The organism is Epilithonimonas lactis (genome assembly GCF_900110605.1).
Classification (GTDB): Bacteria; Bacteroidota; Bacteroidia; order Flavobacteriales; family Weeksellaceae; genus Epilithonimonas; species Epilithonimonas lactis.
On the sequence record NZ_FOFI01000004.1, the window covers coordinates 308636 to 320853 of the forward strand.

A 12218-nucleotide genomic window follows, 5' to 3' on the forward strand; every position below is an offset into this window, starting at 1 on the left:
ATTGAAGCACTCTTTACAAATATAAAAAAAATACTATGCATGCATAGTATTTTCAAGTTTTAATTGTTAAGTTGTTTATAATCAATGTTTTAATTACTATGCGAGTCGCAGTAAATAAAACCTGTTAAAGTTCATTTAATTGGAATTATCAGTGTTGATAATGTTTTGCAGAGATTGTTTAATTTCTGTCAATGTATGACAATTATCATAAAAATTATCCGATTTCAGTTCCCAAATGTTATTTTTAAACGTCAATTTAAATTTACTCAAATCCGAAGCGAAGTTTTTTTGAAGGAAAGAAAACATCATTTCTTTTTCCAACTTCGGCGCATCGATTTCGGGCGGATGGAAGTTTTTGTTGAAATCCAAAATCTTTGGTGTAATCAATTCTGGATTGTTGAGAATGATTTCTTCGGAAATTCCGTAGATGAGTTTTTTGTCTTTCAACCACCAGATTTTGTCGGAAAATTCCTTTGCCAATCGCCAATCGTGGGAAGAGAAGAGAATCAGTTTATTTTCATTTTTCGCAAGATTTCGAATTAAGGAGAGAATCATTAATTTGTTTTCTTCATCCAAATGCGTTGTTGGTTCATCCAAAATAATGAAAGGTGAATTCTGTGCTAAAGCTCTTCCAATAAAGACTTTTTGGAGATTTCCATCAGAAAGTTCGGTGAGTTTTTTATTTCGAAACTGGGTTAAGTTTAATTTGTCAATAATGTCATCGATTTCAGTTTTATCCTTTTCATTCAATTTAAAATAATAAGGATAATGAATGTATTTCCCCAATGAAATCAAATCGGTAACTGTATAATTATCAGGAATTTCCGCTTTCGAAAAAACGATGGCAATTTGAGAGGCTATTTCGTTTGAATTCAATTTCTGAATTGATGTTCCGTTGATGGAAATTTTGCCACTCAAAAGTTCGTTCTGACCAAGAATGGATTTGATTAAAGTCGTTTTCCCAATGCCGTTATTTCCCATCAAAAGGCAAACTTCGCCTAATTCTAAAGAAGTGTTGATGTCAGAGATTAATGGTTCTGAATAACCGATTGATGCGTGTTTGATATCTAAAAACATATATTGTTGATTACACAAAGGCACAAAGTTTTTTTCTTATTAAGTATGTTTTAAGGCACGAGGTTTAACTTCGTTAAATGGGAAATTATTCCTTATGGTCTAATTTTTAATGAAATGTTTTTTTGCACTTTTGGGTTATATTTAATTTAAAAATAACCATTTATTATTCTTGAAACGCCTGCTCTAAATGTTTCTTCGTTAAAGTTGATTAGCAATCCCAATTTACAGTTTGTCATTTTCAGATAAGTTAAAAGCTGTGCTTTGTGAGATGGATTTATAAACTCAACAGCTTTTATCTCCAAGATTAATTTAGATTCAACCAAAATATCAATCCGAAAAGCGTTGCTAATTTTTAATTCCTCATAAACAATTGGTAGAACGATTTGTTTTTCAACTTTCAAACCTTGTTTTTGTAGTTCATAAAATAAACATTCTTCATAAACAGTTTCAAATAAACCAGGACCTAGTTTCTTATGGATTTTCAGTCCAGCATCAAACACGATTTTTGATAATTCATTTTCAGTCATTTGTTTTTTTATCTAATGTAAAATAAAATTTTTGATTGAAAAAAATGAAAATTTATAAAACATCAAGACACAACTATCATATTGCTTTAGTACAAAAGAAAATCGAATATTTTCAAATTTAACGAAGTTAAACCTTGTGTCTTAAAACACATTATTGTATAAAAAAACCTTGTGTCCTCGTGTCAGACTTTTCTAATCAACATCAACAAAATCACAGGAATCCCAAAAAACGTCGTAATAATATTAATCGGAAATTGACTGAGTTCTGAAATGATTGAAAAAACTTGCATCACAAAAACTCCCAACACAACATTCAAAATCAATTGGTGCCAAAGCTGAGCGGGATTCCAAAGCATTCTGCAAAAATGCGGAACCACAACGCCAATAAATAAAATCGGACCCAAAAAAGCGGTCACAGAAGCTGATAGAATGGATGAAGCGACAATGATACTGATTTTCAACTTCGATTGACTCACGCCAAAACTTTGCGCATAAGCAACTCCAAGAGAATTTCCAATCAGCGGTTTTATGGATTTGAAAGTGAAAAATAATCCGATAATTATTAAAATGGTTAAGATTGAAATCTGAGAAAAATTAGCCTGATTATTTGCTCCGAAAGTCCATAGAATATAGTTTTTCAGACTTTGACTTTCCACATAAAACTGAAGGAATGAAACAACTGCTCCAGCCAAAGCCGAAATCAGAAATCCGAAAATAATGATGAAACTTTTGTCTCGAAAACGATTCGAAAATAACAGCAAAACCACCATCAAAACAAGACTTCCAAGAATTGATGACAAACTGATAAAACTATTCTGCAGGAAATCCGGAATCAAAACATCTTGCGAAAAGAAAATATAAAACGCCACAAACAAACTGGAAACCGACGTGATTCCCAAAACATCCGGACCAGCCAAAGGATTTTTGAAATATTCCTGCAAAAGAAAACCGCTCGTCGGAATCGCAATTCCGGCCAAAATCATTGCTAAAGACCGATTGATTCTGAATCCTGCGATTTCAAATTGTTCCGCAGATTCATTATAAAAATCTGAAAATGAAAGTTTTGCATAACCAATATTCAAATTGATGATGAACGAAATAATGATTCCGATAATGATAAAAAAGCAAAGAACTCCGAACTTATTTTTCACGAATTTATATTAATCGTTCTCAAATTTTTGAATTCAAAAAATATAGAAATCAAGTAGAAACTTATGAATAATCCTAATGGAATGTAAAATGTTGGATGATTTAAAAAACTCATAGAAAATAAAAATAGCCGATTCATTATCGGATATAAAAGTAAAAGGAAGACAAGAACATCAATTATTATTTTGATATTAGTTGTTTTTCTATTCAAATTATAAAATAAAATTATAATTCCAACAATACCAAAAATTGTGTATTTCAGAACACTAAAATCTAAAAATGACAAAAGTAAGATACATCCAAAAGGCATCGCAATCATACTTCCCATAATAAAAATAAAGAAGTATGATAATAATGAAGCTATTTTAAATTTTTGCACCATAAAATTGAAAATCTTATTGAAATAATTTTATTTTCTGATTTAACGCTTCTTCCGTCATAGAACCCAAGGTTTCATCCACTTTATCGCCTTTTTTAATCAATGTAAATGGAATTGCACCACCGTCCCAAGTCTTGAAATTTTGTTTGAAAAACTCTGGTTTCAAAAGACTTCCGTCCAATAAAGTTACATTTTTTCTGATGTTAAATTCATCCGCAAAATCACTGACTTCGGTTGCCCAATCAGTTTTGTTGTCAAGACTTACAAACGTGAATTTCACAGGTTGACCTTGCAATTCCTCCATCTTTTTGTGGAAAAAAGGAATCTCGTGCATACAAGGTCCACACCAAGTGGCGAAAAAATTGGTTACATACAAAGTGTCAGGATTTTTATTTTGAATGTAAGCCGACATTTTTTCAGGAGAAAACTCCACCAATTCTGCAACGTCGGCTTCGGATTTTGAAGGTTCAACTTTTATCGAATCTTCTTTCGCCTGAGCTTCTGCCACTTTTTCATCATTCTTTTTACAAGCTAAAAAGCTGATTGATAGAAGAGAATACAATATTATCTTTTTCATTGAATTTTAATTTAAATGAATTTACGAGCTTGTGTTGAATTTAGATTTTTTCTTTTGTCAATTTTCTCTAAATTTGATTCTTGACAATGGAGAATCAATTAACAGTAGCCAACCAACCTCAGTTTCACAGGCTAAAAGTAGCTAAAAAACAACAACTGACCAAACAAGCTTTTGCGTTGGAATTAGAGATTCCAGAGGCGTTGAAATCGCGATTTCAATTTCGTGCTGGGCAATATGTGACGCTGAAATATCACTTTAATGAAAAGGAAATTCAGAACGATTATTCTTTTACCTCTGCGCCTTCCGAAGAGAGATTGGCATTGGCCATCAAAATCAATGGTGAAAATAGTTCTACCAAATTCCTTTTTGATAATTACAATGTTGGGGACGAAATCTCTGTGAGCGAACCTTTGGGAAGATTTTTCCTTAATTCAAAACCGAATGAGAAACGTACAATCATCGCTTTCGCTTCGGGAATCGGCATTACGCCAATCCTCAGTCACATCAAAAATATTTTGATTGAGGAAAAAACAACGCGGATTTTTCTCTTTTATGGCAACAAAAGTTACGAAGATATTATTCTGAAAGATGAGCTGGAAAAGCTTCAAATAGAATCTGGCGGAAGATTGGAATGTTTCTATTTCATTTCGCAGGCACCTGTGAAAGACAAGTTGTTTCAAGGAAGAATTGATGAGAAAAAAGTCTCGCTTATCATTAACCAAATCCTGCATCTGGACGAGGATGACGAAGAATCTACAATCTGGGACAGCACAGACAAAGTGTTGATTTGTGGTCCAGGCGCAATGATAAAATCGGTTGCAAACGCCTGCTACAATCACGGAATCCCGAAAAAAAATATTCATTTTGAGTTGTTCGAGGCTTACAATGAAGACATCTATCCAATGGAAAAAGAATTTCCTTTGATTGAAAATGTGGAAGTTAAAATCAAATTCAACCACATCGAAAAAGATGGCATTATCCTAAAAAATAACGAGCGAAAAATCCTTCAGCAACTGTTGGATTTGGGTTACAAACTTCCTTATTCCTGCAAATCCGGAATCTGTGGAAGTTGTCTTTGCTACCTGAAAAACGGAGAAGTTGATATGACGGAAGACGAATATTTGACAGATAACGAAAAACATCAGGGAAAAATCTTACCTTGTACAGCTATTGCGATGAGCAAGGAAATTTATTTGGATTTTGATATGATTTAACGATGATTAAGGCAATTACAAACATTCTCAAAATAGCTTTCAGGCTTTTGGAAGTTGGGATTTTGCTGATGATTTTGGCGAACTTCTGGGTGGTTGCCTTGACGAGTGGGAGAACGTATACCAAAATCAGCAAAGTTCCGCCGAGAGATTGCGCCTTAGTTTTGGGAACGTCGCCGAAGATGCGTTCGGGCGTTGCAAATCCTTATTTCACAGCCAGAATGGACGCCGTTGGAACGCTCTATCATCACGGAAAAATAAAAAAAATCATCGTCAGCGGGGAGAAAAGTAAAAACTACGACGAGACCGAAGCAATGAAGAATTTTTTGGTCTATAACGAAGGCGTTCCGGAAAATATCATCATCAAAGACCCAAAAGGTTTCAACACGCACAAGAGTATTTTGAATTGTAAAAATGTTTACAAGCAAAAAAATGTCATCATCGTTTCGCAAGGATTTCACAATCTCCGAGCCTTGTTTTTTGCCCGAAACAATGGAATGAATGCGTTAGGTTTTGATGCTCAGGACGTGACCAAAAACGAAAGTTTTTACAGAAATCACACACGTGAATTTCTGGCCAGAGATTTGGCGGTTTTCTATTACGTTCTCGGGATTTCGCCTGAAGAATAGTTTTCATTGATTACAGGAATTTTATTGATTATTCTACCAAAATTTAACTTGGCAGATAGTTTGTAATCTAACTAAGTGTTACGACTAACGTAATTTTTAAAACCAAGAAATAATGAAAAATCTATTTAAAATATTAGTTCCGTCCTTTATCGCATTTACAATGACTTCTTGTATGACGACCTCGGACGCTTATGCCTATAATAATAACGACCCATATTCTCAAGGCTATTCCGATGGTTACAGAGATGGATATTACCAGTCACCAGATGGTTATTGGTATGCGCCAAACGCCGTCTATTTGGACTACAACAATAATTATTATAGAAATGGAGCCATCTATAGTTCAAGAAACAGAAATCAGGGAAATATCATTATTTCGCCTAAAAGAAGTTCTTTGCAGAACAGAATTTCCACCGGAACCAGAACTAGGACTGAAACAACTGGTAGAGGTCAAGAGAACATCGGTAGAAATCAAAACAATATAAGAGTTCAGCCGAACGTTAACAATGGGACTAGAAATCAACCTCAAAATAACACCAGAGTTCAGCCCAATACCAATAATGGAATGAGAAATAGAACTCAGAACAACGTTAGAGTGCAACCTCAGACCAATACAAGGTCTGAATCACAGAACAGCAACCGAGCACAGCCTCAAGTTCAGCAAGAGAACAATTCCCAGAGGTCGAGTGGAAGAAGATAACCTAAAAGCTAGTTTCGACTAGCTTTTTTTATGTCTAAATTTCAAATTTTCCACATTAAAAACGAGTGTAAATAAAAATTATATTATTTTTGTAAAAATTGTAAAAATGCTCGTGATTGGAATTGCCGGTGGAACAGGTTCCGGAAAAACTACTGTTGTAAACAAAATATTGCAACAACTTAATATTGAAGGTGTTAATGTGCTTTCTCAAGATAATTATTATCACGATAATCCAAATTTGACTTTGTCCGAAAGGGAAGTGCTCAACTACGACCATCCGAAATCCATCGATTTTGAATTGATGTTGCAACACGTCAAAGCGCTTAAAAATCATCAAAGTATAGAACAGCCGATCTACTCATTCGTAACACATTCCAGAACAGGTGATCACATCACAGTAGAGCCCAAAAACGTTCTGATTGTAGAAGGGATTTTGGTTTTGACGAATAAGGAATTACTAAAGGAATTCAACCTGAAAGTTTTTGTACACGCAGATTCTGACGAACGATTGATCCGAAGAATACGTAGAGACACGCAGGAAAGAGGTAGAGATCTGCAGGAAGTTCTTCACCGTTACCAAACAACCTTGAAACCGATGCATCAGGAATTCATCGAGCCTTCAAAAAATGAAGCTGACCTGATCGTTCCAAATATGAGACAAAACTCAGTAGCGATTGATTTTCTGACGACAGTGATAAATAACTCGCTTAAAAAAGTTCATTAATAGAATAGTAATTTTTAGGGCAGCTATTTCCGTCTTCCGTTCCCAATCTTTTTCCAAAGCTTTTCCAGCCGCAAAAAAAGGATTTCCACTCAAGCCGGGCTGCAGATTTGTAACCAAGAATAATGATTTGACCATGAAAGAACTGATAAAAGAAATCAAGAAAAAATCGCCCACAATGAAGTTTTTTCAAACTTATGTGTTCAACAAATATCTGTTGACGCTTATCGGTTTTTTGGTTTGGATGATATTTTTTGACAGCACCTCTTTTTTGGTGATCAATGAACTGAATGGCGAAATAAAACGCTATGAAAAACAACTCGATTTCTACAGAACAGAATATGAAAAGAATGACAAATTCTACCGTAAACTGATGAACAACAAAGAAGAAAAAGAGAAGTACGCCCGCGAAAACTACTTTATGAAAAAACCAAATGAGGAGATTTTCATCTTGGTAGTGGACAGTTCAAAAATTGCTAAGAAGTAAAAAACTTTCAGAATGAGTACATTGGAAAATTGGGAGCAACTTGTCAAAAAGCAACTCAAAACAGATGACATCTACGCAATTCTCCAAAAAGAGAATCTCGAGGACGTTGATGTAAAACCTTATTACCAAAACAATTCTGAATATAAAATCCTTCCAAAAGTAGAGGAGAGTACACATCTCGTAGCAGAATATCAGGAAGGTTTGGAAGACCAAGCTTTTGCTTTTCTACTCAATGAAAACGTTGAAAATCTTGATGAGAAATCTATTTTCATTAATAATGCCAAGCTTTCAGAGCATATCTTAACACAAGAATCCAACCGATACTTTTCTTTAATTGATGTTTTTTCTGATGATCACAAAGCGGAGATCAATGAACATCTTTCAGGTGAATTGTTATCAAAATCATTTGAAAGAAAGATCTGTGTTGATGTCAGTTTACATCAGAATTCTGGCGCTTCTATCATTCAACAATTGGGTTTTGCTTTGGCGAAATCAAAAGAATTGGTGGAGAGATTTGGTGCTGATATTTTAGATAAATTAATTTTCAAATTTGCAGTTGGTAGTCAATATTTCTTTGAGATTGCCAAAATTAGGGCTTTCAAATATCTTTTTAACCAGCTTTCCAGAGAGTTTGAGAAAGATTTGATTCCGTACATTTTCGTTGAAACTTCACTAAGAAATAAATCGAAAAACGACCAAGACAACAATCTGATTCGTTCTACTTTGGAATTGGCTTCCGCAATGATTGGTGGCGCTGATGCGGTTTTCTGCAACAATTATAAAATCGAAAATCCAACAGAACTTTCCAAAGAGATTTCCTTCAAACAACAGATCGTTTTGGCTTACGAAAGCATTATCAACGTTTTTGAAGATGCAACTTCCGGAAGTTATTTCGTGGAAGCCATTACCCACCAATTTGCTGAAAAATCCTGGAAACTATTTCTAGACATCGAGGAAAAAGGCGGTTATCTAGAACTATTGAAATCAGGAGAAATCCAAAAAATGATTTTCGAACAGGCAACCAAAGAACAAAGCTGGGTGGAAGAAGGGAAAATCAAAATCATTGGTGTCAATCTTTATCCCAAACTGGAAGTTAAGAAATTGGTTTCTGAACTTTATGATGATTCTGAGATAAAGTCAGTTCGTTTGGCTGAAATGTTTGAATAATTTTTATTTTTGAAATTATGCGAGGTATTCTTAAAGGATTGTTTCAGTCTAAAATTTCTATTAATCAAATTAAAGAAATTGAGAGAAAACTTATTCAACAATTGACCGATTATGATGAAAACTTTGAAATCACAAATAAGAAAATGATTTCAGAAATTTCAAATATTTATTTTTCATTCGAACCAAAAGGCATTTCAATATTACGAGAAGTGAGAGATAAAGAGGCATACCGTAAATTGCAAAGATTACCTCGTCATATTCTGAACATCAATGGAATAGAATTTTACAATACAAAAAGAAAAATTTTTGAAAATATTCCCTGCTCTTTTTCCAATTATCAACTGACTTTTATTCTTCACGAAAACCCTAAAATATTTCACAAGATATTTGATATTAACAATATACGATTACGTGATTTGATTATTAAAACGGTCAATACTGTTAATCCTGATAAAGAAGTTGTAGAAAAAATACTGAATCTTTACTCTAGTGAAGAAATCGAAAAATTAGATTTAGAAAATTGTTTTGAAATAGAATTTGATAGCAATAAATATTATACTATTTTAGATTTAGAAAATGGAGATTATATTGGAGTTGATAGAAAAGGAAAAATATATTATTTAAATCACGACGCAGAAATCAGAGTGAAAGAGATATTTGAAAATTTATCTGAATTCTTGAAGAATTATAATGGAAATTTAAATGAGTTAGAAAAGTTTAATGACATCTAATAATTAAAAGAAATTACATTATTCTCAATTTTTAGAATTCTTAAACTCAGAATTCGTAACTCTTAACTAATTCACTATCTTTGCAAAAATTTTTAGAAATGAGCGAAGACGGAAAAAGACCAGAAAGAGACAAAAAACCTAGAAGTGCAGGTAGTAGCAGACCTTCTGGAAACTCCCGTAGCTCTGGCGAAAGAACGTCCAAAAGCAGACCATCTGCAGGAGGTGCGCGTAAACCTAAGACAACAAGAGGTGGCGACCGTAATTTTGACAGTAGAGACAAATACGAAAATGGCGATAAAAAGCCTTTCAATAAAAAGCCTTCAAACAAAAAACCATACATCCGACCAGAAACCGCTGAGGACAAAACCAAATCTTTCATCCAAAGAAGAAGATTGGAAAAAATCAGTAAAGAGGTTCATAAAGATACCATCAGGCTTAATAAGTATATTGCGAATTCTGGGATTTGCAGTAGAAGAGAAGCAGACGAATTGATTGCGCAAGGTCTTGTGGAAGTGAACGGAAAAGTGGTGACAGAAATGGGTTATCAGGTTCAGAAAACGGATAGAGTGGTTTTCGACAGCCAAAATATCACACCAGAAAAACCGGTTTATGTTCTATTGAACAAACCAAAAGGTTACATCTCAACTACCAAAGACGAAAAAGCAAGAAAAACAGTGATGGATTTGACTGCAAATGCGTCGCCGTATAGAATTTTCCCAGTTGGAAGATTGGACAGACAAACGACTGGTGTCATCCTTTTGACAAACGACGGTCACATCACGAAAAAACTGACGCATCCATCTTTTGCTATGAGAAAGATCTATCACGTTGTGTTGGATAGAAAATTGACGAATGATGATATGAAGTTGATCGGCGAAGGAATCCGTTTGGAAGAAGGTGTTGCAGAGGTTGACAGCATCTCATTCATCGAAGGGAAACCGAAAAATGAAGTTGGCATCGAGATCCACATCGGATGGAATAGAGTAGTTCGCAGAATTTTCCAGAAATTGGGTTATGAAGTGGAAGGACTTGACCGTGTGATGTTCGCTGGACTTACCAAGAAAAATATCAAAAGAGGACACTGGAGAATCCTAACGGAACAAGAAGTGAACAATTTGAAAATGCTATAAATAGCTTTTGGCTGGTTGCTTTTTGCGGTTGGCTTTTAGAAAATATTAAAGACTGAAGAAATTCGGTCTTTTTTGTTTTGTCAAAATTACTTTTTAGAATTATGACGGTGAATAAAGCCGAAGAGATCCAAGAGATCATTTTAAATCTCAATGTAGTGGCGTAATACTTGATGGCTTAAATTCATTGATATAACATCATTGATGAGATCAGTAGGTTCAACAATTTTATTTTTGATGCAATATTTTATTTTCATTTGAGTTTAATAGTCATTCTCAATTTAAGATGCTTAGGTTATTCTGTTTTTGTTTGTTTCTGTTCTGTTTTTTTAAAATGACGGCACAAAACAATTTTTCGTTTCTCAATGATAATTATAGTGGGATCAACTCTGCAGGATTATCGCCAACGCAACCTTATTTCAATCAACATCCTTGGGATGTCAATCTGATATCTGCTGATGTATTTCTTCAGAATAACTATGCTTATATTTCGCAACAAAGTCTTTTGGGCTTAGCTAGCAATCCCATACAAGCTGCAAACCCAAGAAAAAATATCACAGGTGAAAATCAAGCCAACGTTTTTGATTTTTACAACAAAGGAAAAGCTGACCTTTTGGTAGCTTCTGAAATTTTGGGACCTTCCTTTTCAATGACTGCAAACATTCGGGAAAAAAAGTATGTTTTTGGTCTATTCAGCAGGATGAGAACCTACAATTCTTTCCTGGGTTTTGACAATTACTTTCGCTTTGGTAATCAGATGATTCCACAACCAGATGACTACAAGATGAAACCTTTCGATACCAATGTGATGAACTGGAACGAGATCGGGATCAACGCTGCCACAACGATCTTTCCCAATTCGGACAAACAGTGGATTCTCGGAATCAATGTGAAATATGCCATAGGTCTGGACGCGGCAAATATCATTAGTCATCAGGATATTGAATTAACTTCGACTGAGCCGGCCATTGGCGAAAACCCCAATCGCAGAAGTATCTACGCTTCCAACTACAACTTGACAGCAAGCTACATCACCAATTACAACTTTGAAAGCAAACGGTACGAATACAAACAAAATGGATCTGGTCTTGGTCTGGATGTCGGGATTGCAGTGGTCGACAGAGATCCTAGAGAAGACGAATACAATTCTAAATTATCCTTTAATATTTTGGATATTGGTGCTGTGAATTTTAAAAATGGCATCAACCACGAATTCAAAAATGGAAACACGATATGGCTACAAAACAATCCAAATTTTGACAACCAGAAATTTGAAAGCCCAGAGCAATATTTGAGACTACTTAGCCAGGAAACTTATGGAAATGAGAATGCTTCGTTTATTGGGAATGGTTTCAAAATAGGTCTGCCGACAAGCATCAACATCAATTACAGTCAGCGCATCAAAGAGCATCATTTTGTTAATGTCAATTGGATCCAGCGTGTTCCGATCTTCGAAAATTCTTTGAAACGAAATAATATCGTCAATGCCAATTATTCTATTCAAAAGGAAGGAATTGGTTATGGTATTTCATCTACCTTATCAGAATATAAAAGCTTGCAATTTGGTGGCTACGTCAGACTTGGACCTTTGATCTTGGGAAGCGAAAATGTATTTCCAATTCTATTTAAACAAAAAAAACTTCACAATGCCAATGTCTATTTGGCAATCAAATTCTATCCTTTTTGGGACAGTGCTTTCAAACGTCACCGACGACAAGATTGTGATTGTGACTAGA

The 12218-nt window shown here is 34.5% G+C and carries 13 protein-coding genes; 9 read left to right on the forward strand and 4 right to left on the reverse strand.

Going from position 1 to position 12218, the window contains the following annotated elements:
- Positions 1 to 135: 135 nt before the first annotated feature.
- From BMW39_RS15335 to BMW39_RS15355, 4 genes are all read right to left on the reverse strand, one after another.
- Positions 136 to 1077 carry an ABC transporter ATP-binding protein gene (locus BMW39_RS15335; RefSeq protein WP_034974683.1) on the reverse strand — a complete coding sequence of 314 codons (942 nt, stop codon included), beginning with the start codon at positions 1075 to 1077 and terminating at the stop codon, positions 136 to 138.
- Between the two features lie 146 nt (positions 1078 to 1223).
- Positions 1224 to 1604 (reverse strand): GxxExxY protein, encoded by a 381-nt coding sequence (locus BMW39_RS15340; RefSeq protein WP_034974684.1) that lies wholly within the window; start codon positions 1602 to 1604, stop codon positions 1224 to 1226.
- Between the two features lie 182 nt (positions 1605 to 1786).
- Positions 1787 to 2755 carry a FecCD family ABC transporter permease gene (locus tag BMW39_RS15345; RefSeq protein WP_034974685.1) on the reverse strand — a complete coding sequence of 323 codons (969 nt, stop codon included), beginning with the start codon at positions 2753 to 2755 and terminating at the stop codon, positions 1787 to 1789.
- Positions 2756 to 3148: 393 nt separating this feature from the next.
- The gene (locus BMW39_RS15355) at positions 3149 to 3709 is read right to left on the reverse strand and encodes a TlpA family protein disulfide reductase (protein ID WP_034974687.1); all 561 of its coding nucleotides are present in this window, start codon (positions 3707 to 3709) and stop codon (positions 3149 to 3151) included.
- Positions 3710 to 3795: 86 nt separating this feature from the next.
- Here BMW39_RS15355 and BMW39_RS15360 point away from each other — a divergent pair, with 86 nt between their 5' ends.
- The 9 genes from BMW39_RS15360 to BMW39_RS15400 all read left to right on the forward strand — a co-directional run bounded on the left by BMW39_RS15360 (position 3796) and on the right by BMW39_RS15400 (position 12217).
- Positions 3796 to 4923, forward strand: a complete 1128-nt coding sequence (locus tag BMW39_RS15360; protein ID WP_034974688.1) for a ferredoxin--NADP reductase — start codon at positions 3796 to 3798, stop codon at positions 4921 to 4923.
- A gap of 68 nt (positions 4924 to 4991) precedes the next feature.
- Complete coding sequence (locus BMW39_RS15365; protein ID WP_034974883.1) at positions 4992 to 5549, forward strand: SanA/YdcF family protein; 558 nt, start codon at positions 4992 to 4994, stop codon at positions 5547 to 5549.
- Positions 5550 to 5661: 112 nt separating this feature from the next.
- Positions 5662 to 6249 carry a hypothetical protein gene (locus tag BMW39_RS15370; RefSeq protein WP_131474301.1) on the forward strand — a complete coding sequence of 196 codons (588 nt, stop codon included), beginning with the start codon at positions 5662 to 5664 and terminating at the stop codon, positions 6247 to 6249.
- 106 nt (positions 6250 to 6355) lie between these two features.
- Positions 6356 to 6973: a uridine kinase gene (udk, locus tag BMW39_RS15375; RefSeq protein ID WP_034974690.1), complete on the forward strand. Its 618-nt coding sequence runs from the start codon at positions 6356 to 6358 to the stop codon at positions 6971 to 6973.
- A 133-nt stretch (positions 6974 to 7106) separates the two neighbouring features.
- On the forward strand, positions 7107 to 7457 hold the full coding sequence (locus BMW39_RS15380) for an FtsB family cell division protein (protein WP_034974691.1): 351 nt from the start codon (positions 7107 to 7109) through the stop codon (positions 7455 to 7457).
- A gap of 12 nt (positions 7458 to 7469) precedes the next feature.
- Entirely contained in the window at positions 7470 to 8624 is a 1155-nt protein-coding gene (locus BMW39_RS15385) for a methylmalonyl-CoA mutase family protein (RefSeq protein WP_034974692.1), read from the forward strand.
- A 17-nt stretch (positions 8625 to 8641) separates the two neighbouring features.
- Entirely contained in the window at positions 8642 to 9355 is a 714-nt protein-coding gene (locus tag BMW39_RS15390; protein ID WP_034974694.1) for a hypothetical protein, read from the forward strand.
- 98 nt (positions 9356 to 9453) lie between these two features.
- On the forward strand, positions 9454 to 10485 hold the full coding sequence (locus BMW39_RS15395; RefSeq protein ID WP_034974696.1) for a pseudouridine synthase: 1032 nt from the start codon (positions 9454 to 9456) through the stop codon (positions 10483 to 10485).
- 331 nt (positions 10486 to 10816) lie between these two features.
- Positions 10817 to 12217 carry a hypothetical protein gene (locus BMW39_RS15400; RefSeq protein WP_034974698.1) on the forward strand — a complete coding sequence of 467 codons (1401 nt, stop codon included), beginning with the start codon at positions 10817 to 10819 and terminating at the stop codon, positions 12215 to 12217.
- Position 12218: the final 1 nt, after the last annotated feature.